Origin of the sequence: Dehalogenimonas sp. W, from assembly GCF_037094495.1 — a bacterium.
GTDB classification, from domain to species: domain Bacteria; phylum Chloroflexota; class Dehalococcoidia; order Dehalococcoidales; family Dehalococcoidaceae; genus Dehalogenimonas; species Dehalogenimonas loeffleri.
Genome location: NZ_CP146612.1, coordinates 43,518 through 68,752, shown reverse-complemented (window position 1 = coordinate 68,752; position 25,235 = coordinate 43,518). Strand labels below are relative to the sequence as shown.

Annotated in this window: 21 protein-coding genes; 13 read left to right on the top strand and 8 right to left on the bottom strand. The window is 50.6% G+C overall.

Annotation, left to right across the window (positions count from 1 at the left end):
- Positions 1–45: 45 nt before the first annotated feature.
- Together V8247_RS00340 and V8247_RS00335 are read left to right on the top strand one after the other, a co-directional pair.
- Complete coding sequence (locus V8247_RS00340; RefSeq protein ID WP_338737607.1) at positions 46–471, top strand: GIY-YIG nuclease family protein; 426 nt, start codon at positions 46–48, stop codon at positions 469–471.
- Positions 472–1,308, top strand: coding sequence for a sulfite exporter TauE/SafE family protein (locus V8247_RS00335; protein WP_338737605.1), 837 nt, complete (start codon positions 472–474; stop codon positions 1,306–1,308).
- 60 nt (positions 1,309–1,368) lie between these two features.
- Here V8247_RS00335 and V8247_RS00330 read toward each other — a convergent pair whose 3' ends face one another.
- Positions 1,369–2,568: a trypsin-like peptidase domain-containing protein gene (locus tag V8247_RS00330; RefSeq protein WP_338737603.1), complete on the bottom strand. Its 1,200-nt coding sequence runs from the start codon at positions 2,566–2,568 to the stop codon at positions 1,369–1,371.
- A gap of 76 nt (positions 2,569–2,644) precedes the next feature.
- On the opposite strand from V8247_RS00330, the gene lepB reads away from it, so the two are divergent.
- From lepB to V8247_RS00315, 3 genes are read left to right on the top strand one after another with little or no spacing between them, the layout of a single operon-like run.
- Positions 2,645–3,232 carry a signal peptidase I gene (gene lepB / locus V8247_RS00325; protein ID WP_338737601.1) on the top strand — a complete coding sequence of 196 codons (588 nt, stop codon included), beginning with the start codon at positions 2,645–2,647 and terminating at the stop codon, positions 3,230–3,232.
- A complete protein-coding gene (gene pyrE, locus V8247_RS00320; protein ID WP_338737599.1) occupies positions 3,232–3,810 on the top strand; it encodes an orotate phosphoribosyltransferase in 579 nt (192 codons plus the stop codon). Before lepB ends, pyrE begins: the two co-directional genes overlap by 1 nt.
- Positions 3,810–4,277, top strand: coding sequence for a Holliday junction resolvase-like protein (locus V8247_RS00315; protein WP_338737597.1), 468 nt, complete (start codon positions 3,810–3,812; stop codon positions 4,275–4,277). The genes pyrE and V8247_RS00315 overlap by 1 nt, the downstream gene beginning before the upstream one ends.
- 35 nt (positions 4,278–4,312) lie before the next feature.
- On the opposite strand, the gene V8247_RS00310 is transcribed toward V8247_RS00315, so the two are convergent.
- The 4 genes from V8247_RS00310 to V8247_RS00295 are packed head-to-tail and all read right to left on the bottom strand — an operon-like array spanning position 4,313 to position 9,553.
- Positions 4,313–5,446, bottom strand: a complete 1,134-nt coding sequence (locus V8247_RS00310) for an alcohol dehydrogenase catalytic domain-containing protein (RefSeq protein ID WP_338737595.1) — start codon at positions 5,444–5,446, stop codon at positions 4,313–4,315.
- A gap of 35 nt (positions 5,447–5,481) precedes the next feature.
- The gene (gene gnd, locus V8247_RS00305) at positions 5,482–6,393 is read right to left on the bottom strand and encodes a phosphogluconate dehydrogenase (NAD(+)-dependent, decarboxylating) (RefSeq protein WP_338737593.1); all 912 of its coding nucleotides are present in this window, start codon (positions 6,391–6,393) and stop codon (positions 5,482–5,484) included.
- Between the two features lie 16 nt (positions 6,394–6,409).
- Positions 6,410–8,812, bottom strand: coding sequence for a glycoside hydrolase family 15 protein (locus V8247_RS00300; RefSeq protein ID WP_338737591.1), 2,403 nt, complete (start codon positions 8,810–8,812; stop codon positions 6,410–6,412).
- A 33-nt stretch (positions 8,813–8,845) separates the two neighbouring features.
- A complete protein-coding gene (locus V8247_RS00295) occupies positions 8,846–9,553 on the bottom strand; it encodes an FAD-dependent oxidoreductase (protein WP_338737589.1) in 708 nt (235 codons plus the stop codon).
- Between the two features lie 132 nt (positions 9,554–9,685).
- Between V8247_RS00295 and V8247_RS00290 the strand changes: the two genes are divergently transcribed.
- The 5 genes from V8247_RS00290 to V8247_RS00270 all read left to right on the top strand — a co-directional run bounded on the left by V8247_RS00290 (position 9,686) and on the right by V8247_RS00270 (position 15,756).
- Complete coding sequence (locus V8247_RS00290) at positions 9,686–11,062, top strand: dihydrolipoyl dehydrogenase (RefSeq protein ID WP_338737587.1); 1,377 nt, start codon at positions 9,686–9,688, stop codon at positions 11,060–11,062.
- 73 nt (positions 11,063–11,135) lie between these two features.
- Entirely contained in the window at positions 11,136–13,079 is a 1,944-nt protein-coding gene (locus V8247_RS00285; RefSeq protein WP_338737585.1) for a PAS domain S-box protein, read from the top strand.
- Complete coding sequence (locus V8247_RS00280; protein WP_338737583.1) at positions 13,076–13,774, top strand: response regulator transcription factor; 699 nt, start codon at positions 13,076–13,078, stop codon at positions 13,772–13,774. Before V8247_RS00285 ends, V8247_RS00280 begins: the two co-directional genes overlap by 4 nt.
- A gap of 108 nt (positions 13,775–13,882) precedes the next feature.
- Positions 13,883–15,046 carry a nitronate monooxygenase gene (locus tag V8247_RS00275; RefSeq protein WP_338739382.1) on the top strand — a complete coding sequence of 388 codons (1,164 nt, stop codon included), beginning with the start codon at positions 13,883–13,885 and terminating at the stop codon, positions 15,044–15,046.
- Between the two features lie 5 nt (positions 15,047–15,051).
- Positions 15,052–15,756 carry a carbon-nitrogen hydrolase family protein gene (locus tag V8247_RS00270; RefSeq protein ID WP_338737581.1) on the top strand — a complete coding sequence of 235 codons (705 nt, stop codon included), beginning with the start codon at positions 15,052–15,054 and terminating at the stop codon, positions 15,754–15,756.
- On the opposite strand, the gene V8247_RS00265 is transcribed toward V8247_RS00270, so the two are convergent.
- Both V8247_RS00265 and efp read right to left on the bottom strand, forming a co-directional pair.
- A complete protein-coding gene (locus V8247_RS00265) occupies positions 15,753–16,658 on the bottom strand; it encodes an amino acid--tRNA ligase-related protein (protein WP_338737580.1) in 906 nt (301 codons plus the stop codon). The genes V8247_RS00270 and V8247_RS00265 overlap by 4 nt on opposite strands.
- A gap of 9 nt (positions 16,659–16,667) precedes the next feature.
- The gene (gene efp, locus V8247_RS00260) at positions 16,668–17,228 is read right to left on the bottom strand and encodes an elongation factor P (protein ID WP_338737579.1); all 561 of its coding nucleotides are present in this window, start codon (positions 17,226–17,228) and stop codon (positions 16,668–16,670) included.
- 230 nt (positions 17,229–17,458) lie between these two features.
- Between efp and V8247_RS00255 the strand changes: the two genes are divergently transcribed.
- The 3 genes from V8247_RS00255 (at position 17,459) to V8247_RS00245 (ending at position 21,264) form a co-directional block, all read left to right on the top strand.
- Positions 17,459–18,667, top strand: coding sequence for an ammonium transporter (locus tag V8247_RS00255; protein ID WP_338737578.1), 1,209 nt, complete (start codon positions 17,459–17,461; stop codon positions 18,665–18,667).
- Between the two features lies 1 nt (position 18,668).
- Entirely contained in the window at positions 18,669–19,007 is a 339-nt protein-coding gene (locus V8247_RS00250; protein ID WP_338737577.1) for a P-II family nitrogen regulator, read from the top strand.
- Positions 19,008–19,191: 184 nt separating this feature from the next.
- Positions 19,192–21,264 carry a bifunctional mannosyl-3-phosphoglycerate synthase/mannosyl-3 phosphoglycerate phosphatase gene (locus V8247_RS00245; RefSeq protein ID WP_338737576.1) on the top strand — a complete coding sequence of 691 codons (2,073 nt, stop codon included), beginning with the start codon at positions 19,192–19,194 and terminating at the stop codon, positions 21,262–21,264.
- 12 nt (positions 21,265–21,276) lie between these two features.
- Here V8247_RS00245 and V8247_RS00240 read toward each other — a convergent pair whose 3' ends face one another.
- Positions 21,277–25,221, bottom strand: a complete 3,945-nt coding sequence (locus V8247_RS00240; RefSeq protein ID WP_338737575.1) for an FG-GAP-like repeat-containing protein — start codon at positions 25,219–25,221, stop codon at positions 21,277–21,279.
- Positions 25,222–25,235: the final 14 nt, after the last annotated feature.

Sequence of the window (25,235 nt, the reverse complement as noted above, 5' to 3'; positions counted from 1 at the left end):
ATGTCAAAATGGCTCGGCTGTTGCTATAATCAAGTTTATCTGATTATGAAAAAAGGTATATATGTTCTGCTGATTAAGTTGCCGAGTGCGGTTATCGTTCAGACTCGCCGTAAGGTGTTTCAAATGGATGCTGGATACTACGCCTACGTCGGTTCAGCGATGAACGGGCTAGAAGCCCGGATAAAGAGGCATCTTTCTACTTTCAAACACAAACACTGGCATGTTGATTATTTGCTGGAGTACGGAACGGTGATCGGCGTGGTTTCGGCGGCAGCAGAAAAGCGGCACGAATGCGAGGTGGCGCGTGGCCTCCCTGATTTGACGCCGGTGCCGGGCTTCGGCTGTTCCGACTGCTGCTGTCGGTCACATTTATACCGGGGGGCATCACAGGGGGCGTTACTGGCCTCGGTCAAATTGGCCTGCGTACAAGCTGGTTTGCCTGAACAGGCCATCATATATAAACTGGTATAAATGGAAATATTTTCTTATTGGTTCATGTTTCCAGTGGCAGTCGCGATTGCCGCCATCGCTATGTTTTTCGGTGTCGGCGGTGCGGTGCTTTTTTCTCCATTTTTCGCCATTGCGTTGTCATTGCGCATTGATATCGCCATAGCGTTGGGTATTTTAATTGAAGTTGCCGGTTTCAGCAGCGGATTCATCGGGTTTGCCAAGAAAGGTATGGTTAATTTCCATTTGGGCTCCCGTATTTTGCCGCTGACGACATTATTTGCTATTGTCGGTGCGCTTATTGGTAAAAACTTACCCGGGCAGGTATTGGAATTTGGGCTGGCTCTGCTATTATTTTTATTGGCCGCAGCCTTCCTGCACAAAGAAAGCGGCATCACCCCTTCCAATACGCCTTTGCATCCGCATGATAGCCCTGAGGCTATCAGACGCCTTCGGTATGACTATTGGCGGGATTTTAGGCAGAATCCATGGCTTTTTATCAGCAGTTCTTTCGGTGGTTTGATGGTCGGTTTGGTGTCTGCCGGGTTAGGGGAACTCAACGGCTATAATTTTGTGAAGAAGCTGGGTATGGGACCTGCGCTGGCGGCGGGCACTTCGGTTTTTGTTATTGCCGTCACGGCGCTGACGGCTTCCATTTTTAATATTTCTTATTTTTCCACCGCTTCTTCCAGCGACATTGATACCATCGTGCGGATTGCCTTGTTTGCCATACCGGGGGTGATTATCGGCGCCCAGGCAGGCATTATTTTAGCCCGGAAAATTGAACGAGAGAAGGTGTCTTTCATCCTGCCCTGGTTTCTGGCCATACTGGGGGTGTTGACAGTTATGAAAATCTTTTAGGCTACCCAAACAAAGAAGGCCGCCGGTGAATCCCGCGGCCTTCTTTATAAACACTCGGAACTAGAATATATACGGTTCAGCAGTAGCCGGTCTCTCTCCCAGGACAACCGTTAAGTTTAATTCCGTTGTGTCGCGTTGGCCCGTCAGCGTTAATGTATCGCCCACGTTCAATCGCCACAGTAACCGTATAAATTCAATTGACAGTCCGATGGTTTGTCCGTTGGCACTGAGAATGACGTCTCCAATTTCAAGCCCGATGCCATCCGCTGGTGACCCAATGACAACATCAAACACTTCTGCACCCAGCAGTTGGGTTGCAAAGGGGTCACCGGGGACTGGTTGTTCGTAGTCCCAGACATCAACACCTAAATATGGATGAATGCTCTGGTGTGAAGTGATCAGGTTGTTATAGACGCGTTCAGCAGTGGCAACGTTGATGGCATAATTAATGCCGGCCTCTTCCCCTAGACTATTGATGCCGATGACTTCGCCGTCAAGGTTTATCAGCGGCCCGCCGCTGTTGCCATTGGTGATAAAAACGTCATATTGGATGAGGTCCGGGTACCAGTAATCAGCCGAAAAATACCAGTAACTCAATAAATTGCTGACGATACCTGCGGTGACGGTACTGCCGTAATCAGCAGGCGAGTACCCCAGGGGGTTGCCTAAGGCTACAATCGTATCCCCGACCCTCAAGTTTGATGTGTTTCCAAATTCGGCCGCGGTCAGACCATTGGCATCTATCTCAACAACTGCCAGATCCATCAAAGAATCCTGCCAGATGTTCACGACGTCATAGATTTTACGGTCTTGAGTTATCACTCTCGCCTCTGTCGCGCCTTCCACGACGTGCTTGTTGGTAAGGATGTAGCCGTTGACGGCGTCCATTATAACCCCCGAACCTGATCCATAGGGTGTTTCAATATAAACCATAGAAGGCAGGGCCTTCGCCGCTGCTGTCTCTACAGCGTTGTTTCTGGCGATGATAGAGGCGATATCTTCGTTGTTCTCGCCGACTTGGTTCTGAAGGCTGTTAATGGTTGATTGCGCTGTGGATAACTGACTAGTCAGGCTGGTAATGTCATCTTGAGCGTCTTGTAAATCAGACCTCGTCTGGGTTGCCGTATAACTGCTGAATCCGCTCAAACCCAGTAAAACAACTAAGGCCGCAATCATAAAATTCCGAAATCCGGTACTCATACGTTTCGCCTCCTGACCCAGTTTTGGACTATCGAGCCCATACAATGCAATATTAGCCATTCTATGACTGTCTTTGGTTCGTGTCAATGTAAATCTAAAAAGAGTTTGTTATAATACCTCCGTTCAAGGAGTAATTTTGAAAGCAGTTAAAGCCGCACTAATAGAACTCGCCTACATTCTGGTCGGCGCACTGGCGATTTTTATCCTGTTCCAGTTCACCTTACAAAACTCAATCGTTGATGGTAGCAGTATGGCGCCCAATATGAACGATGCTGACCGGTTGCTGGTCAGTAAGGTGGCTTATACCTTCGGTGAACCGGAACGCGGCGACATCATTGTTTTTCCTTCTCCGTATAATGACGGCCGGGAATTTATTAAGCGCATTATCGGCATGCCCGGGGAAACAGTGGAGGTCATTGATGGATATATTTATATTAACGACCAATTACTTGATGAACCATACATTGTCAATCGGGACAGTAAGACTCTCGCGCTGATAACCGTGCCGGCGGGTGAATACTACGTTCGGGGCGATAACCGTCCGGTTAGTCTGGATTCATCACAAGGTTGGACGATCAAGCGGGATGATATTCATGGCAAAGCCTGGATAGTTTTCTGGCCGCTGGGCAGCTTCGGGGGAGCGCCGAATCACACATTTGAAGATGTCGGTGCCGGAGCTTTGCTGTTGCCGTTGCTCCTTTGGCCGGGAAGGGACAAGGCCTGATGGACAAAAAAATAAATAATGTTGAAGAGTTGTTTATTAAATCCGGGGCGGTGCTCAACGGGCATTTCAAGCTGACCTCCGGACTGCACTCCCCGGTCTATTGGGAGAAATTCCGGATTATTGAAAATCCTGCAGCTGCGGTACCGCTTTGCGGTCTGATTGCCGACCAATTCCGTGACCAAGGGATTGCACTGGTGGTCGGCCCGACCACCGGTGGTATCATTCTGGCTTTTGAAGTCGCCCGTCAGATGGGACTGCCGGCTGCCTTTGCTGAAAAAGTTGAATCCGGGGAACGTCAGTTTCGTCGCGGTTTTAGGATTGATCCCGGTCAGCGTGTCTTGATTGTTGATGATGTGCTGACCACCGGCAAGAGTACCCGTGAAGTAATTGAGGCTCTTAACCGTCATCAAGCCGACGTTCGGGGCATCGGTATTCTGGTAGACCGCTCCGAAAAACCGTTGGTCTTTGGCGGTATTCCGCTTTTTGCCTGTCTGAAGGCGGCGACTCCGGCTTACCCGCCGGAAAAATGTCCGTTGTGTCAAGCCGGCGAACCTCTCACCAAACCAGGGAGTAGTTAGTGGACACGCCGCTGATTATTGTTTTGGCAACAGTGGCGGCCTTTTTGATAATCACCGTCAACTACTATCTCATCAAATGGCGGTTTGAGGTCCGGTTTCGGGACTGGCAGCGACAGGAGCAGGAATATTGGCAATCCGAAGTCTCCCGGGTATCAAAGCAGGCGGTCAACCAGAGCCGAGCGGTTCTGGGCGGTCGTTTTACCGAGCAAATGGCTCCTTACTTGCCGGAATTCCGGTATGACCCAACCGAGGCGCGCTTTATCGGTAGCCCCATTGACCTGGTGGTTTTCCCCGGTCTGGCTGCCGGAGACCCTCGGGAAATCGTTATCATGGAGATCAAGAGTGGTCAGAACCCACAGCTGACCCCGGCTCAGAAGCGCATCCGCCAGCTGATAGAAGACGGCATGGTCCGGTGGGAGCTTATCGAACGCCGCTGTGAAGCGGAACCCGACCCGGAATTAGAATAATCATTTTGTGTATTTAATATGATTCGGTAATTGCCTCAGGCTAGGTCAATGACGGTCTTGATACCCTCGGATGATTTTTCTGTGAAGGCGCGCCGATATTCGCTCAGCGGATATCGGTCGGTCAGCACCCGGTCGCGCAGTTCCGGAAAGCGTCGTTTTATCTCAGGGATGATCTGCATTATTGACTCAAAGTGGTGGCGATTGGAATTAACGCTGCCGACAATTACCTGATTGAAACGTACGATTTGACGAAGAATGGAAGCTGCGTCAACGCAGACCATTTGCTCTTGCTGCGGGATGCCGGTCATGACATAGATGCTGCTGCGGGACATGTAGTTAACCAGTTCCAGCGCGAAATTAGAGGCACCCGAAGCCTCAATAATAACGTCCAAACGTTCGCCCCGAATGGCATCATGGTTCATGATTTGCGCGGCGTTCAGTCCTTTGACGTTGATATACTGTGCTTCCAGATAACCGGCCAACCTGGCTTTGGGGTGATTTTCGGGAACGATATCGGTGACGATAACCGTCGCTTCGGCTAACCGAAGCTGGGCCGCAGCCATCAGCCCAAGTGGCCCGGCGCCGATAACCATGGCAATCTTACAGCCGCCCCACATGGGCGAGCTGAAGCTGTGATCCGGATGGGCGCAGTTCCAGGGCATCCGGCTCTGTATCAGCCGGATCTGCTCAATACCCTTAGCCACAATTGACAGTGGTTCTGAAAGTACTGCCATGTCGGTGCAATCACCAGGGACTTTAACCACATACTGCTCTTTATCCACCACGAATTCGGTCAAAAAACCATCCAATTTATGGATGCCGCGTTCGGTGTAAAGACCGGTCATGCACATGTCGCTCTGGTTTTCCAGACAGGGGTGGCAAATGCCGCAGCCGCGACGGACGGTTACTGTGACCAGGTCCCCGGGTTTAACCGTAGTGACTGCAGAACCGATTTCTTCAACGAAGCCGGTCATTTCATGACCCAGCACCATGCTGTCGGCGCCGGGGGCAATGTCAGGCGCCCCCTTGGCTAATATACCGAAATCAGTACCGTCAAGTCCGACTTCCCGGACCTTGATAAGCACTTCGTCATCTGCCTTAATACGCGGCTTGGGGAGCTTGAATTCGGTTACTCCGCTTTCTCCCCGGATCATGCCTATCCCTATCATGTACCAGCCTCCTTAATTACTGCCTTATAGAAGTCTTATGGTTTGGCTTCCCTGACCGCATGGCCGCCGAATTGCTGTCTGAGAGCTGCCAGCAGTTTGCCGGAAAATGGTTGCTCCTGACGGGAACGGAAACGTGACTGGAGTGCCAGCGTAATTACCGGCAAAGGCACTCCCAGATCGACGGCTTCTGTCACCGTCCAGCGGCCTTCGCCGGAATCAGCCACCCAGGATGCCAGGTTGTCCAGTTCCGGATTGTCTTTAAGGGCGGCCGCGCCCAGGTCCAACAGCCAGGAGCGTACGACACTGCCATAGCGCCATAACTCGGCTATTTGAGCCATATCCAGCCCAAAATCGTCTTTGGCCTTCATCAGCTCAAAGCCTTCTGCATAGGCTTGCATCAGGCCGTATTCAATACCGTTGTGAACCATTTTAACAAAATGCCCGGCACCCGATGCTCCGACATGGGCATAGCCATGCTCTTGAGAGGGCGCCAGGGCTTGAAATATCGGCTCCAGTGCTTTGAAGGCCTCTGAGGTGCCGCCGACCATCAGGCAGTAGCCCTCATTCAATCCCCAGACACCGCCGCTGGTCCCGGTATCCAATAATGCAATACCCTTCTGGGCCAGCTTGCCGGCGCGGCGCATGCTGTCTTTATAATTGGAGTTACCGCCGTCAATGACAGTATCACCGGCTGTCAGCAATTGTGCCAGTTTATTCAGGGTTTCTTCAGTCGGCTGTCCGGAGGGTACCATCACCCAGACTGCCCGGGGTGCGGCTAGTTTGGAAACCATATCTTCCACCGATGAAGCGACCTGCGCCCCTTCATTGCCGACGGCCGTCACTGCTTCGATGACCGGATCCCAGGCTACCACTTCGTGCCCTGCTCTGATAAGACGCCGGGTTATATTACCACCCATCTTACCCAGCCCAATGATACCGATTTTCATAGACTTGCTCCTTTAATTAACTTGATATCGCCACTTCAAAATCCCGGCCTTCCCAATGTTCACTAGCCGTCCAGTAAAAAGTGAACCGAATCGGGCTCACCGAATCATTGACGGCTATTAAGTCAACATAATATATACCTACTGCGGTTGCAACTGCGTCGTCCTGATTGACGGTTTGCCAGTCGTTCATGGTCCAAACCAGGCGGAAGGCTGCCTGAGTCTGGATTCTTAACCGTTCGCCGGGTTTAACATGTTGGGGGCGGTAGTTAAACTTCCAGACTTCATGGCAGCCGGCCGACTTTCTGTCAGTCAGATAACGGGCGGCCACCTCCGGAATCAGGTCAAAAATCACCCCATCTGCCTTGGACCGCAGCAGTTTAATGTATTCAGCATGAGCCCATATCAGTGGCATCGCCGCCCCGGTCGGGCGGCCAAGGTACATTCCGGCCTCCGTCAGGTCATCTTTTATCCAAACCTGTTCCGGCAGTAAACCTGTATAAGAAGAAAAGCCCTCTAACGCCTCCAGATACGAGGTGATATCCCGCCCGGCAGCCAGTTCATAATGAGCCCGTTCTCCGGTCAGCAATGGCCAGCCGTGACCGAATCCCCAGCCCTGATAATCCGAGCCGTCCAGCCGTTGCCCGTAACCGTCATGGTTATAGCGGCGCCACACCGGTCCGAATGGTGTTTGTGTTTTGAGCACGGCATCAACCACCTTAAGCGAGTCTTCAATAAGTTGATCGTCCGGGCGGCGAATGCCGTAGCGCACCAATTCCAGAAAGCCGGCATCAACGATGTCGGGAGCTTCAAACTCGCTTTTTTCACCGGAGGGGTGATTGCGGATGGTAAGTATTTTATTATCCGGCGAGTCATCGGGATGCGGGTCGTCAATGGCAACTGGATTGATACGAATGTAATGCCGCGGTAGATTACAAACCAATGTTCCCTGGTTGGTCACGGTCCATTTTTCCAAGTGGCTTTCTAAGAAATCTGCGTAATCTTCCAGGAATTCAGCGGTGGCGGTGTCGTCTTTCTCCCGGCAAAAAGCTGCCGCACAGATCAACGCGGCGATATTGGACGCCAGAGTAGAGGGAGAATACCCGGAGTTTTCCTCCCAGCGTTCCTGTTGGGTGGCCGGGCCGTAGTTGACCAGAAAACCGGCGGCCCGTTTTACTATTTCATAGTCGTCAAAATCTGACTTTATGCCGGATTGATGAAGCTTTCGGGCCAATATTATCGGGAAGGCTACTTCGTCCAGTTGGACGCCCTCCCAATACGGTTGGCCGTCCAGCCAGAAGTTCTGGGGGAAATTGCCATCAGAGTGCTGGGCGGCTGCCAAATAGATCAGGGCCCGACGGGCGGCTTCGCTGTCCCCGGCGGCCAGCAGTCCGGTGACTGAATTTACCAAATCCCTGGTCCAGACCAGGTGGTAACCGCCGGCTTCTTCATCGCCGCCGCGGCTGGTCCCCCAGGGGATAGCAAGCGAGGCAATAAAAGCTCCGGGGTAGGTCTTATCCTCGTGGGCCGCCAGCAGACTGGTGCCGGCATGATAGAGGTTGCCGGTATCGCCGGAGTATTCCCCTAGTTTACGTAGCGCAGTATTTCGTTGCTGCCATTGTTGGTCATAAATTTTCTGACGGTCCTTGAAGGGCAGTGCCAGGGCCTGGAAAAGATTGGTGACGGCGTGCTGCAAGCTATCACCCAAAGCCAGTCCCAGGGTAAAATCAGCTTTCGGGTTGAAATCCAGTTCGGCGGTTAAGGCGATATTGCCATCCCGGGCTTCAGCATACTCCCAATCCATCTGGAAGTTGTCGCTTATGTCGGTCCAGCCATCGCTGACACCGGAATAGCCGCAGGAAACCCGTTTGAACGGAATGTTTGCGCCCAGCACCATCCAAACGCCGTCTTTTTCGGCAGCCAGCATGGTGCGGCCGGCTGATTCAATCACCATGCCGTTATTGTGCCAGCCGCTGACATTGAGGTGCGGGGCGCATTGGACATAAAGCCTAAGCCTGGATAGGAAATCGGGAGCTCCGGCTAGTCTAACATTCTGTAAAACACAGGCAGATGACGGATCGGCAATAACATTCTTGGTGATGGCATAACGTCCGTCAGGGTCAGAGTTGATAATCTGATAGCTTAGACTGGTTGGTGAGTTGGTGCGGGTTTCGGTAAACAGATGGGTATTTTCCGCCTGAAAGAAAGTTTCCCCATCGGTAATGAGCAACGTCAGGTCGCGTACCTGTGGCCGGTCAATGGTCGGGTAATAGACTTCGGTAATAATACCGCCGGCCAGGGTGAACCACACCCGGCTGAGGGAATTATATGCGGTGCCGACACCTTCTTTGGCCCCCTCAGTCCAGTTTGGCGGTAAACCCGGATGGCCGAACGCGGCGGTGCCTTGGCGGATTTCGGTCAATCTGTTTCTCCTGTCTGGCTGGCCGGCAACCGTTTAGTCATCATAACCGGTAAATGAGTCCCTTACGATGTTGTTCATCGGTATTTTAAGCGCTCCGAGTTGTTCCTGAAGCGCCATTACCATTTTGGGCGGCCCCGAGACATAAAATATCCTTTCTCTGTAGTCGGGAACCGTGTCCGTAATTAACTTTTTATTAATCAGTCCAGTCAATCCGGCCCAGCCATCCGGGGGTTCCGTCAGAACGTTGATGATTCGCACTGAACTCAGCCCCTTCGCTAAGAGCTCAAATTCATCGTGAAAAACGATATCCTGCTGCCGCTGGTTACCACAGATAATAATGATATCAAAATCCAAATTTTTGGTGGCGATATACCCGATCATGCTTCTGACCGGAGTTATGCCGATGCCTCCGGTCAGAAAGACGATTTTGGCAGGTTCATGCGGTAGCAAAAAATTGCCCATCGGGCCCTGAATGCTGACTTTTTCGCCGGGTTTGGCGGCATCTAGTGCCAGAGAATAGGGATGTTCAGTGATTCGTTTGGTAAATTCCAGGTGCGGATCGCTGGGAGCGCTGGATATCGTGAAATGATGCAGTGATTCCTCCCCATTTACCTTTAAGGTGACGAAGAAATACTGGCCTGGTTGAAACGGCGCGGTGGCGGAGGATATGGGAAACCGGAAAGACTTAACGCCGGGGGCACGGGTAATTATCTCAGAGAAACTGGTTTCAAAATGCCACATATTTCACCTCTGCCTGTTTATATCAGTATAGAAGCGTTCCTGCGTTTAGGCAACCGACAGTCAAAATTTTATCAATGGTTACGGTTTAGGTTTAGCGGATGTTACAATGATGAATGACTGGAGGATATTCTGATGAAAAAATACGATGTGATTGTGATTGGTTCCGGAGCGGGGCTGGATATACTGGATATGGCTGTAGAGCACGGGATGAAAACTGCCTTGATTGATCGGGGGCCGACCGGGGGCACCTGCCTGAATGCCGGTTGTATCCCATCCAAGATGCTGATTTTCCCGGCGGATCGGGTGATGGAAATCAGAGAGGCCTCCAGATTGGGAATATCTGCGGAGGTCAGCAGTATTGATTTTGGCGCGATCATGCGGCGCATGCACCAGGTGGTCAATGATGATCGTGCGGGCATTCGCCGGTATTTGGAAAATTCTTCGGAACTGGAATTTTATGACGGAACAGGGGAATTTATCGCGCCTTACACTTTGCAGGTCGGGGACCAGAAGCTTAAAGCTGAAAAAATATTTATTGCCGCTGGTACCCGGCCACTACTGCCGCCGATTAAGGGGTTGGATACGGTAGAGTATCTTAATAATGAATCTTTACTAAATCTGACCCATGCGCCCGAGAGCCTGATAATTATCGGCGGTGGTTACGTTGGCGTTGAATTTGCCCATTTTTTTGAAGCCATGGGTACCGAGGTTACGGTGTTGGAGATGCAATCAACCATTCTCCCTGGAGAAGAGCCGGAAATTTCTGAAGTTGTGACCAGGGCATTGGGAGCGCGGATGACGTTGTTGACCAGTGCCGAGGTTACGGCAACGGGTCAGGCTGCGGATGGTCGGATAGAAGTGTCTTACCGACAATCCGGAGCCAGTGACGTTAAAACGATTTCCGCGGAAAAATTGCTGGTGGCCGCCGGCCGGCAATCTAATGCTGACCTGTTGAAGGTGGATAAGGGCGGGATTAAGCAAGACCCTAATGGGTTTATCAATGTTGACGAATATCTGGAAACCAACCTTAAGGGTATTTACGCCGTTGGGGACATTAACGGCCGGGAACTTTTTACCCATACCGGCCACGCTGAAGCGGCGGTCGCGGCCGCCAACGGTCTCCACGGACAAAGGGAAAAAATGGACTATAAGGCCTCGCCGCATGCGGTTTTTACCCATCCCCAGGTTGCCTCGGTAGGGCTATCCCAGTCAGCCGCCGCCAAGGAATATAAAATCATGATTGGGCGGGCTGATTACAAGGATACGGCGCTGGGAACTGCGATGATGAATGAAGATGGTTTTTTTAAAGTTATTCTGCAACGGGAAACCGGCCGAATACTGGGTGCTCATGTGGTTGGCCCATGGGCCTCAGTGCTCATTCAGGAAGTTATTAACGCGATGGCCGTTGACGGCGGCTTGAATCATATAGCATCCGGTATCCATATTCATCCGGCGTTGTCTGAAGTGGTGCTGAAGGCGCTGTCAAACGCTGTGGTGGTAGAAGATTAAATATTGTTATTCAGGATGTTGTACTTGAAAAATAAATTCACAAACGCAAAGTTATCAATTATAATGTACCCTGATGGGCGATGAATTGCATCGGGTACATGATGAACCGGTGAAACCGCCGGACGGGACAGGCGCGGTGACGATTGGCGACGCCCTGGCGGGCGAAATACACCAGTTATTTCAGCTAATGCCCTGGGGCGTCGTGTTAATTGATTATCCCGACGGTCGCATTCTGGCGGTTAATGCGGCGATGTCAGCACTGTCAGGTCTGGGAGCTGTTGACACTCTGCCCCAAAATATTACAGATCTGATTCCTGATTTCCAAATTGCTACCGACACAAAGCCATTCCAAACGGCACACGCTGATCAGGAATATGAAATCATTAAATCTGACGGCATCCGGATTCCTGTTGAGGTCGGCAGCCGGATGGTTCAGGTCGGCGGACAAACAAGAGCGGCGGTGTTCGTCCGGGATATCACCCGGCGCCGGCAGACCAGCGAAGCATTATATATCAGCCGCTTTTTTTTAGATAAATCCGGAGGCTTGATCTTCTGGGTAGATCAGTCCGGGAAAATTGTCTACGCTAACGAAGGTGCCGTCAAGCTGCTGGGCTATTCTATGGATGAACTATTAAATATGACCATCCACCAGGTGGATACCAATTTTTCACCCGGACTCTGGCCGATGATGTGGGAACACTTCAAAAAAGTCCAAACCGCCGTCCTGGAGTCGTTATTCCGAACCCGCGATGGACGGATGTTTCCGGTTGAAATCAGTGGCAGCTACGTTAAGTACGGCGAGAAGGAGTACAACTTTGTCTTTGCTTGGGATGTCACCCGCCGTAAAGAAGCCGAGTGTGCCCTCAAGGAGTCGCAGCAACAATTGTCTGCTTTCATTACCTCAGCCACCGATGCTTTTTATCTCTATGATGGGGCGTTAAAGCTGGTTGAGTTCAATGCCGCAGCGCTTACCCAGCTTGGGATGCCGCGGGAACAAGCGCTTGGTCGGCATCTGTTTGAACTTGGAAACCGCATCGGAGTGGCGGAACATGCCGATGAATATCAGGGTGTCCTGGCTGGCGGCCGGAGCATTAGTTATGCTGTTGCCGCCACTGACCCTAAAAAAGGAGGTCTTTTTTTTGAGGTTAAGGTTTTCCAGGTTAATGACGGTTTGGGAATCATCGTCACCGATGTTACCGACCGCAAACTGATGGAACAGGAATTGATATTACATCAAACCCGACTTGAACAGCTTGTTGAAGAACGTACCGCGGCACTGGCTCAGGTGAATACCCAGCTTACCGAGCAAATTGAACAGCGGCGGTTATTCACCCATGCGCTTGTTCATGATCTTAAAACTCCTTTGACCCCGTTGCTGGGCGCCAGTGAAGCCCTGGCTAACGGCTTGAAAGAGGATCCATGGCGTAAACTGGCAAAGAATGTTCGGATGGGGGCTCTGAATCTGAATCAGACCGTCGGCCAGCTGTTTGATTTGGAAAAAGGGCAAATGGGGCTATTGGAGTTAAATTGTTCGTCTGTTGACGCAGCCAGGCTGATTAGTGAAACTGCCGAATATGCCCGTCAGGAAGCTGTAGCCAATGAACAAATATTTACCGTTACCGTTCCGGACGGATTGGGTCGGGTTTGGGCGGACCCGACCCGTTTGGGTCAGGTATTGATGAATTTATTGAACAATGCCTTCAAATACACACCTCGGGGCGGGAAGATTGAACTCGCCGCTGATATTGACGGCGAGTTTCTGTCGGTACGGGTCCAGGATGATGGACTGGGTATTGCTGCTGACGAACAGGAAGACGTTTTTTTACCTTATCGCCGGCTGAAAAAAAGCGGTTCCCGCCACGGTGGTTTAGGTTTAGGTCTGGCGCTGGCCCAAAGGCTGGTAGATCTACATGGCGGAACTATCAGTTTGGAAAGCCGGGAAGGTGTTGGTAGTACCTTTACTGTGCGGATTCCGGTCACCAAACGAGAGAACTTGAATAAGGAGGCGACTGAATGAAAGTCCTGATAATTGAGGATGACCGGACTATTGTGGATTACCTCGAGCTGGCCTTCAATATGAATATGCCGGAAGTGGAGCTGTTGACTGCGCGGTTTGGGGAGGAGGGAGTGGCGTTAACCCAACGGGAATCTCCTGACGTAGTCATTCTTGATTTGGGTTTGCCGGACAAAGACGGGTTTGACGTTTTGAAAGAATTAAGGATGTTTTCTCAGGTACTTATAATTGTACTGACTGCTCGCGGTGATGAAAAGGACATTGTAAAAGGGCTGGAGTGGGGTGCGGATGACTATGTGGTCAAACCCTTCCGCCAGTTGGAACTGCTGGCAAGAGTCAGGACCTTGCTTCGGCGACAGGCGGCGGCTAGTGAACCGGCGATCATTAACTACGGTGGATTTACTCTGGATACCGCTCGAAATCATCTGGATACCGGAGATGGTGAGCCGATTGAATTAACCCGTACTGAAGGTTTGATCATGGCTTTGTTGATGCGCAACAAGGGTAAGGTGGTAGCTCATGAAAAGCTTTCGGAGATTATCTGGGGCGAGAATTACCCGGGTTCCATCAATGCCCTGAGGGTGTATATCGGACGTCTCCGCCGTAAGTTGGAAACGGGCCGTAATTCCCGGCCGGTTATTCAGAGCAAGCCGGGTATGGGTTACCATATTTCAGGTGAAATAAAAAACCAGAATTAACTTGACGCCGGAATCAATTTTCTATACCCTTCAGCTATGAGGGATACTCCAAAGGAGACACAATTGGAAACGACAACCAAACCGAGTGTGGTTGCTGAAATTGAAGAATTGGCCAAATGGTACAAACCTCCGGTTTTACGGATAGGGCCGCATAAAGCCCGATTACCCATTGTGCAGGGTGGTATGGCGGTTGGTATTTCCCTTTCCGGACTGGCTTCGGCCGTGGCCAACGCCGGCGGTATCGGTGTTATTGCCGCTCCGGGGGTCGGTCTTTTTGAACCTGATTTTCATAAAAACTTTTTTGAAGCCAACATCCGTGGCTTACGGAAAGAAATCAGGCGGGCTCGGTCGTTGACTAAAGGTGTTCTGGGCGTCAATATCATGGTAGCCCTTACTGATTTCGCAACACTGGTGAAAACTGCAATTGAAGAGAAAATAGATATAATTTTTGCCGGAGCCGGCTTACCATTGCGGTTGCCGGAACTTTTAGACGGCAATCAACACACCAAGCTGGTGCCCATAGTGTCATCGGCCCGGGCTGCCCGTATTCTGTGTAAAAAATGGCAGGATGACTTCAATTATACGCCCGATGGGTTTGTTGTTGAGGGCCCTAAAGCTGGTGGTCATCTGGGTTTCAAGGCTGAAGAACTTGACGCGGCTGAAAACCAGCTGGAGCGGTTGGTACCCGAAGTGATTGAGGCGGTTAAACCTTTCGCTGCTAAGGCCGGGAAACCGATACCTGTCATTGCTGCCGGTGGCGTCTATTCCGGTGAAGACATTTTTAAGTTTTTGAGACTGGGTGCCGCCGGAGTTCAAATGGCCACCAGATTTGTAGCTACAGATGAGTGTGATGCCTCTCCGGCATTTAAGCAAGCTTATGTTGAATCTGAGGCGGGTGATGCGGTCATTATTAAAAGTCCGGTCGGCATGCCCGGTCGGGCTTTGGGCAATGAATATCTGGCCAACGTCGCCGCTGGAAAGAAACAGCCTTTTAAGTGTCCGCAGCACTGTGTTAAAACCTGCGATTACCAGACAAGTCCATATTGCATATTTGTGGCGCTGTTGAACGCCCAACGCGGGCGGTTGAGCGGCGGTTTCGCCTTCTGCGGCTCTAACGTACACCGGATTACGGAGATTGTACCGGTAAAAAAGCTGGTGGATTCGCTGGTAAAAGAATATAAAAGCGCCGCTGTACAAGAACTGCTTGAGCAATTGACCCGCTATATGAACAATATGATGCGGTCTCCGTCTTTGGATCGGGGAGCACTGTAACTAACATGAAAGTTGCTATTTATCAAATTGCCGACACCGGTGACGCCGATACCAATATCACTAAAGCCTATGACGCTATTACTAAATCGGAAGCTGACTTTTTTGCCCTGCCTGAGTTTTTTGCAATACCTGGAGGGGACTATAAAAAGCAGTATACGCTTGAAAGCTGCTATCAGGAAACCGGTAAGCCGGCATATGACATGCTGGAGAAGGCCAGTCGGGTTTTTCCTGGCTATATTATCGGCGGAAGTATTCTGGAGCGAGACGGGAATTGTTATTACAATACCTGTTACGTCTGGAAAAACGGTGATTTAGTTACCTCATACCGTAAAATTAAAATCACCCGTGAAGAGGTTGACCTCCAAATCTGTCCCGGAAAAGACCCGGTGACGTTTGCTTCCCCATTCGGCCAAATCGGGTTGATGATTTGCGCAGATTGTATCTCCTGGGATGTCGTGGACGCGGTAGCCGCCGGTTCCAAATATGTTTTTTTACCGGTTTCCCTGACTGATCCTAATCACCCGCCCTTTACCGGACATCCGCTATCTGAAGCAATCGCTAAAAAGCACGGGGCCACCGTCATCAAGATAACCCGGATGGGAACTTTCGGCGGCAAGGTGCTGGCCAGCCGTAGCGCAGTCACTACCCCCGAAGGTACAATCTGGGAAGCACTAGAATCATTAGAATTTCTGGCAGAAGTAGAGATTTAGATCGGGAAGGCGTTGACCTTCCTGATATCCGGGGCGTCACAAAAGAGCATCACTAAACGGTCAATTCCCAGCGCACCGCCCGCTGATTCGGGTAAATACTGCAATGCGTCAAGGAAATCCTCCGGCATCTCCGCTTTGTAGCCGGTAGCTTGATGGGCTGACATTTCTTTTTCAAAACGTCGGCGCTGCTCAGCAGGATCAGTCAGTTCGCTGAAAATATTAGCCAGTTCCAACCCGCCGATGAAAATTTCAGCCCTTTCAGCAACCGATGGGTTATCGGTGCGTAATCTGGCCAGAGATGCCATATCAGCCGGGAAATCAAAAATTATCAGCGGTCGCCGCCGGCTAAGTTCGGCCACCGATGTCGCCAGTTCAAGGTCAAATCTCTCAGGGTCAGGCGTCTTTACCGGGTCCCACCCGCAGGTAGACATAAAAGCTTCGCTGATAGATAGTTCCGGCCACGGCGGTGTCAGGTCAATGGCATATCCCTCGTAATTCAGTGAGTCAGAATAACCCAACGTCTCTGCCAGGAACGTAAACAGACATTGTGTTTCCTGGGCGAGAGCAAGATAATTTAATCCGGTACGGTAATATTCCAGCAGGGTGAATTCTTCCAGATGATGCATGCCACATTCGTTCTTTCGGTAACAATGGCCTATTTGAAAAATATCGCCAAAACCGGCCGCTAGCAAAGGTTTCATATACAATTCTGGTGACGGCAACAGAAAACCGCACTCAGTCTTGATTGGTTCAATAAAGGCCTCGGGCAGGGGGTTGTGAGCGAGTTGCGGGGTGTCTACTTCTAAAAAATGCCGTTCATGGAAGAATTGCCTTACCAGCCTGACAACGGCACTGCGTAGTTTCAGATTGGAATGCTTATCGCCTAAGTCGGACAGATCCATTGGCCGGGATCAGCCGCCCACCCGCTCCACATATGTGCCGGTTCCCGTGTTTACCCGGATGACGTCGCCTTCCTTAATGAATGCCGGAACTCCCATTTCCAGACCGGTCTCCATCCTGGCAGTCTTCTGTTGAGCACTGACCGTCGCTCCTTTAATGGCGTCCTCCGTCTCAATCACGGAAAGTTCCACGGCTTTGGGCAGTATCAAATCAATCGGCCGGTCTTCCCACATCATTACCTGGACACCCAGACTATCTTTCAGATAGTACTTCTTGTCGGCGACGTTGGTTTCGTCCATGATGTGCTGGTCGTAGCTTTCGGTATCCATAAAATGAAAGTGGCCGTTTTCTTCAAACAGATATTGCATATCTCGTACGCTTATGCTGGCTTCGTCAAACTTATCACCTGAATGATAGGTGGTCTCAGCCAGCACTCCGGTCAACAGGTTCCGTAATTTGAGACGGTAGATGGCACGCCCTTTGCCCGGTTTCACGAAGCTGACGCTTTCCACCGCGAAGGGCGTCCCATCAATCATAAGTTTATTGTTTTTACTGATTTCAGATACTTCCACAGAAATATACGTCCTTCGCCTAAATTATCAATATTTTCCCAAACCGACATTATAAGCGGTTCAAATATGCGGCGCAAATTGAAATGCCGGTGGCCGGATACGGCCAAATGTTGGGGTAAGGCCGAAACTTGACGGTAACAAACTATTAATAAGCTTGTAACATGAATGTAATTGGCAGGTAATAACCGGCTGGTAAACTGGATTTATCAAAATGAAAGGGAGGTGCTAACGTGAACTCAGGTGATACAGCCTGGATTCTGGTCTCAACTGCCCTGGTGATGCTGATGACACCCGGGGTAGCCTTGTTCTACGGCGGTATGGTACGGAAAAAGAACCTCATCTCCACCCTGATGATGAGCTTTGCCGTACTGGCGCTGGTTTCTATTTTATGGGTGGTATTCGGATACACTCTAAGCTTTGGCTCCGATATCAGTAGTCTCGTCGGCAACCTGGATTTCTTGGGACTGAATAACGTAGGAATGGAACCGACCGAAGGCTCCACCATTCCCCATTTACTGTTCATGATGTTCCAGGGAATGTTTGCTATTATCACTGTAGCGCTCATTACCGGTGCAGTGGTGGAACGCATCAAGTTCAGCACGCTGCTGGTCTTCGCAGGCGTTTGGCTGGCGCTTATTTACGGTCCCATCGCTCACTGGGTCTGGGGCGGTGGCTGGATTGGCCAATTAGGGGCGCTTGATTTTGCCGGCGGTACAGTGGTTCATATCAACGCGGGTGTTTCCGCTGCTGCTCTGGTTGTTCTTCTGGGGGCCAGACGAGGGTTGGGCAAGGAACCTATGGAACCCAACAATATCCCCATGGTTATGCTGGGGGCGGCCTTGCTCTGGTTCGGCTGGTTTGGTTTTAACGGCGGTAGTTCTCTGGCGGCCAACGGCGCGGCAGCCAATGCCTTTGTGACCACCAACACCGCTGCGGCTGCCGCAGCCTTTGTCTGGATACTCCTGTCATGGCGCAGCCGACGTCCAACCCTACTGGGTGCGGTAACTGGTGCCGTAGCCGGACTGGTGGCAATTACTCCCGCAGCAGGGTTTGTTACCCCTATGGCAGCCCTGGCCATTGGTGCTGTTGCCGCCATGGTTTGTTACTGGGCAATGAGTTTTAAGGCGCGTAAAGGCTTTGATGATTCTCTGGACGTCATGTCCGTGCATGGTGTCGGGGGTATCTGGGGCGCCCTCGCGACCGGTATATTTGCTACGGCGGCCGTTGGTGGCGTGGACGGTGCTTTGGCAGGCAATCTGGAGCAACTGGGTATCCAGGCAATAGCCGTTGCTGCAACTATGGCCTACGCTTTCTTCGGTACTCTGATAATCGGCAAAATACTGGATAAAACCATGGGCTTACGGGTGAAAGAAGCCGAAGAAATTGTGGGGCTTGACCTTTCTCAACACGGGGAACGTGCTTACGGAGGAATCAAATAAAATGAAGAAGATTGAAGCCATTATTCGTGAAGAAAGATTGGATGCCGTAAAAAAGGCACTGGAAGAAAAAGGCTTAATCGGAATGACCGTTACTGAAGTTTCAGGCCGGGGTCAGCAAAAAGGTATCCCGCTGCAATGGCGGGTCGGAGAATACCGGATAGACTTTTTGCCCAAACTGAAACTGGAATTGATTTGTCATGACGACGATTGCGATGTGGCGGTTGAGGCTATTCTAAAAGCAGCTAAAACTGGAAAGATTGGGGACGGTAAGATATTTGTGTTACCGGTTGAGGCTGCCTATCGCATCAGAACCGGTGAAACCGGAGAGTCTGTCGTTTAGGACTATTAGTAATAGTGTCTGGTTTTAAAAGCGGGGTACGGTCCAACCGTACCCCGCTTTTATTTTTAAACCCGAATATTGCCTTAAAAATTTAGTGATGTTGTTGCTGATGATATAATAATAAGCGAACTACAACTCCATAAGCGGTGTGATTCCCTTAATTTCGTTTTTTCCGGAGGTTTCAATGCGTTTAGAACGAACTCGTCAGGCCGAGCATCTCGGCTCAGTAACGATATTTGGCGTCCGGCGGGTGCTGGAATTAGACTCTGGTGCCAAAAATCCGCAAGTCAGCGAAAATGCGGACGTTCAAAAGGTTGAGCGAGAGGCTATAGATGAGATTGAAAAGAAAATGGTTATCGTTTTGCCGATCAAAGATGAGGATGTAAAGGTCTTTGAAGGTGTGCTCTCGGCTATTCCCCATGATTGTTTTATCATTGTATTATCCAACAGTCAGCGCGGCGACATTGACGCCTTTCGCGTGGAACATGATATTTTAAGCCGTTTTTGCCAGATTACCCGGCGTCAGGCAATGATTGTCCACCAGAAGGACCCGGCGATAGCCGGCGCTTTCGCCGCGGCTGGTTATTCTGAAATTCTGGGTGAAGATAACCTTATCCGCAGCGGCAAGAGTGAAGGGATGATTCTGGGGATTATTCTAACAAAGGTTCTGGGTAAGGAATTTGTCGGCTTTATAGATACCGATAATTATATTCCAGGTGCGGCACTGGAATATGTTAAACATTACGCTGCAGCCTTCAGTATGGCGAAAACCCCCTATGTTATGGCCCGGATTCTGTGGCGCTATAAGCCTAAACTTTTCGGCGAAATCTATTTTAAAAAATGGGGCCGGGTATCCGAGATTACCAACAAGCACCTTAACAATATGGTTTCCGGGATGGGGCAGTTTGAAACTGATGTGGTAAAAACCGGCAATGCAGGTGAGCACGCAATGAGCATCGCGCTGGCGGAACGCCTGGATTACGGCACCGGATATGCGGTGGAAACCGAAGAAATCATTTCCATTTTAGAAAAATTCACCGGTATGCTACCGATTACCAACAAAGAAGCCTCAGAAAAAGGTGTGGAAATCTATCAGACTGAGACGGTAAACCCGCATTTGCACGCTGAAAAAGGCGATGATCATGTAGTTTTGGAAATGATGCAGCCCAGTCTGTCTGTCATTTATCACAGCGCGCTGTGCCAGGACAGAACCCGCCGACTGATTCTTAATGAATTGGTAGAAGCTGGTTGTCTTGAGCCGGACCAGGAACCGCCATTAGTGGGGCTGATGCCGCCGCCACGCCAAGTGGACATGTCCCGTTTTTCGGCTTCGCTGAGCGGGGAGTTTCGCCGATATTTTGTGCCGGAAGACTTGCCTCTGCCTATTCCAGGGATGAGACCCGTGGGGGAGGAATTGAAGAAGATTATCTTCTCTGACCTGGACGGCTCCTTGCTCCATCCCGTAAATTACTCCTATACCGAAGCCTTGAATGCCTTGCGCCAGGTGCAGGCAAATGATGCGCCATTGATATTTTGTTCCTCAAAGACCCGGGCGGAGCAGGCGGCATTGCGCCAGGAATTGGGCGTTAATGACCCTTTTATAACCGAAAACGGGTCGGCCATATTTGTTCCCAAGGGTTATTTTCATCGCCCTCATTCCTATGACAAAGTGGTTGATGATTATGTGGTGACGGAAATCGGACAACCGTATCAGGAATTGAAACATAGATTGAATCAGGTTTTGGAAGAAGTCAATGCCCAGCTTTTGAATAATGCGAGCGTTGGCAGCCTGGCAGTCAGTGCTTTCAGTGATATGAGCACTGAGGAAGTCGCCATTGAAACCGGCCTCAATCTCCGGGCTGCGGAACTAGCCAGACAGAGGGAATATTCTGAAACGCTCAAGATACAGGGAAGCCGTCAGGCCATTGACCTGCTGCTGACAGAGTTCAAAAATGCCGGGTTGAGTTATGCTTTTGGCGGCAAATTTTATACTGTGACCTCAGGCAGCGACAAGGGTAAAGCGGTAAAGATTCTGACTGAGTTGTATAAACTGAATTATGGGAATATTCTCACTTTTGGTATTGGTGACTCGGAAAATGATACACCGATGTTGCTGGCGGTGGACCGACCGATGCAGGTCCAGGGGGTATCCCAGCGTTGGAGCAAAATAAAAGTACCCCAACTGGTTTTTGTTAAAGGCGTCGGCCCGGATGGCTGGAGCCGGGCCGTCGTTGATATATTGAGGCAAACCAGTTAAATATTGACCGAATCACTGATACTGACGTGGTTTGGTAATCAGCAGCATTATTCCGGCAATGATTGCCCCGACTAAAGCTGCGGCCGGGTAACGGAAGTCAATATCCTCCTCAGTGGTTAATGGCGGATCCGCAGGTTCTGTTGAAGGAGCCGGCGTTACGGGGGTGGGGTCAGTTGTGGCCTCCGGCGGTGTAGACGTGGGCTCCGGCGCCGGAGTTTCAATTACCACCGTTGCTGGCACCGGCACCATTAAACCGAATACGGAAAAATGACTGGTCTGGGCGGTGATGGTTTTGCGTTGCGGGTCCAAGGTGCTGGGTATTTCAATCCAGTTCGCTCCGTTCCAGAAAGCGACAATCAATGCGGTTTCTTCGGCTTTTTCCGGGAGGTCTATACCCTCATAATACCAGATCAGTGTAATCGCCGGGTCAAATGTAATGCCGCCGGGACCTAGTTCGTAAGCCGATATCAGGGTATGTTCCGGCGGAGAAGTCGGCGGGTTATCCAAAATTGTGGCCGATATCGTGACCGCTGCTCCTCTCACAGGCGCCACCACCAACGTTCCCGATTCTATTGATAGAGACAATTGGCCGTTATCCGTGGTTGCTAAACTGCTGGTGACGGTGAAGCCGTCCTCGCCGATGAAGGGTAAATTTCCGGAGAAACCAGCGCCGGTTATTTTGGATCCATTAAATTCCTCTCCATTGAAGACGGGGCTCAGGATACTTGCGGTCGCAGAGGTTTCCGCTGACGATAATAGATAATTCGCCGAATCGTCGCCGATTAAATTAAGTCCGGTTATATTCACAGGTATGTCCTGACCCACAGCGGGGGAGTCAAATACCGCAATTCCCCCGGTGAGGGCAAGATCATCATTTTCCAGATTGCCCGAGAGGTACTGCGTTTCTATTTCCGCCACGATAGTGCCGTCATAGGTTTTGTCTTTGACCGTGACATTTGGGGATACTATTCTGGGATTTATTGTAAGTATAACCGGGTTACTGGCAGCGGTACCGTGTTCATTGGTAAATAGTGCCCGGTACAGATAGCCGTTTCGGGTTATTTCAGGAACAATGATAGTGACAGAATTGCCTGATTCAGCCAAGATATTTGTCCAGGTCGTCCCGTCATCGGCACTGAACTGCCATTGAATTGACGGCGCCGGGTTACCCGCGGCCGTGGCGGAGAAGGTTACGTTGTCGCCATAGGTTATGGTTTGTGGCTGAGGATGAATTATGATGATCGGAGCTGGATTGACTACAATGGAAAATACGCCTTGATGATAGGTTATGGTGTAATTGGTCAGGGTGTCTGCCGGCGTAAGCTCAGCAACTATTTCGTAAACTCCGATAGTTTCGCCTGAGATGCGGCTGAAGCCGGCGTTGATGTTATCTTCAGCTAAAAAACCGGTCAGGGTTCCAGTCAGCACCGGGTCGGCTTCACCTACAAATTTGCTTTTATTATCCGGCGTGACTGAGGCAATACGCGGCTCAATGTCGAAATCTGCGCCGATAAAAGTCAGATTGTAGTTTGGATTCAGGACCAATGAGCCTTGCTTGATTTCATAACTGCCGACAATTTCACCGATGTCACGGGTGAGGCCGCCGGTAAATTGATCCCCCTCAACCATTGCGCCTTCAGTCAGTCGGTAAGTTAGTAACGGGTCGGCGTCGCCATAAATTTTACCGGCGTCATCGGCAGCCACGGTTACTGCCCGCTGAGTGACGGATAAAATCGCGGTTGCACTATCAGTTGTGCCATGTATATTGGAAAAGACCGCCCGGAACTGTCGTCCATTAAAATCCATGTCCGGTTGGTTAACAGTATAGGAGAGTTCGTTTCCCCCGGGGATATCGGACCAGGTAATTCCATGATCAACACTTTCCTGCCATTGGATTGTGGGTTCGGGAGTACCAGTCGCCGAGGCCTCAAAAATGGCATCGGCTCCATAAACGGCAGCGACATCAACCGGATTTAGTACGATGACCGGGGATGTATCTACAACATTGATGGTTACGGTAGCAGTATTTGAATATTCATAACCATCAAATGCCTGATAACTGAAAGAGTCGGCACCGGTATAATCATTGACCGGTGTGTACATAAAAGAACCGTCGCTGTTAAGCTCCAATATTCCGTTAGATGCGGTTGCTATGAGTACGGCGGTTAATTCATCGTCATCAGCGTCGCTGTCATTTGCCAGGATTCCAGAAGAGGCATCCACGGTGATGTTAGTGTTTTTTTGAGTGTTATAATCGTCATTTATCGCTGATGGAGAATCATTTATCAGGCTTACGGCCACGGTGACAACGGCTTCATTAGAGTAGTCAGTGCCGTCGGATGCCTGATAAACAAACGTGTCGCTGCCATAGTAATCAGCAGCAGGGATATAAGTAAATGAGCCGTCGGAAGCCAGGTTAAGCGTTCCATGGGACGGCTGTTCAACCAGCAACGCCGTCAGTGCTTCCAATCCGGCATAAACGTCATTTACCAGAACGCCATTCTCGGCATCAACGATGAGGTTCTCATTTTGCCCTGTCTCATAGGAATCCTCCATCGCAACCGGCGCGGGATATTCCAGCGAAAAATTGCCGGTTACTCCCAGCAAATCTGTGTCGGCCAGCGGAGTAATTCTGACCACTGCCTGGTCGGTTGCCGTACCGTTTACCGTCCATTCAAAAACGCCGTCATTGGCAGTGTCGGCTGCCAAGGTGGTCCAGTTGTTACCGTTGTCGTAGGAAAGTTCAATTGAAACGTTTCCCAGTACATTAAAGGATATCCATCTGATGATTTGTGCAGAGCCGATGGTCCAGACGTTACCTAAAGAGGGAACCGTTACCGTTATTCCTGGAAGAGCGTTGAACCAGACCACAGCCCCGTTTGCTCCGGTGACTACGGCGTCAAGACTGCCGTCGTTGTTCAGGTCGCCCAGAGCCACGCTGTTGCTGGTATTATTGGGAAATACCTGACCTGAGTCGGTGAAATTGCCGGTGCCGTCATTAAAAAATACTCTGTCCGGACCCGGAATGACACCGTTAGTAATGAATGCATCCAGGTCTCCGTCATCGTCAAAGTCGCCTAACGCGATACTGGTACTCCAGGCACTGCCGCCTAAAGCCTGACCGCTGTCGGTGAAGCTGCCGGTTCCAGTGTTGGACCATACCTCGTTTGGCGCATTGCCATTGGTAACGAAAGCGTCTTGAAAACCGTCGCCGTTCAGGTCGCCCAGGGCCACGCCGAAGCTGGTTTTAGAGTTTGGTGATGTCCAGAAAGACTGAAAATTACCCACTCCGTCGTTCAACCAGACTTTGTTAGTGCCGGTATTGGCGACGAAAATATCAATATGATCGTCGTTATTGAGATCACCGAGTGCCACTCCGTTGCTGTTGTTATTACTGGATGCAAGCGTTAAGGGCAGCCCGAAGCTGCCATCGCCGTTATTTAGCAAAATTATATTTGCCGAGGCATAATTGACTACAATAAAATCAGGGTATCCGTCTCCATTGAAGTCGCCCGTGGCAACATCGGTGCTATCGCCGCTGCCAAGCGTTTGTCCGCTATTTAAAAAATTACCGTTCCCGTCATTAAGCCAAAGCTCATTGTCTCCATTTCTTACAATAAAGGCATCCAAATCGCTATCGTCATCTACATCACTCAGCGCCACGGCTTTGGAGTTGGCTGTGGAAGGCGAAGTCCAATGCAAAGTAAATGTGCCGGAGCCGTCATTAATCCAGACCTCAACGGCACTGTCGTTGGCTAGGAATATATCTGTAAACCCGTCGGAATTGAGGTCGCCGAGGGCCACATCCTTGCTGGGTGCGTTAGTCATTGTCTGGCCGGTAAGAAATGTGCCGGGGCTGTTGTTCAGTGCGGATAGTGACTGGACCGTGCCGTTAAGGGAAAACAGTTGGAATAATGTTAAACCAAAAAGCAGTAAAGGGAAGATGGATTTTTTCAACTGTCCGCCTTTCA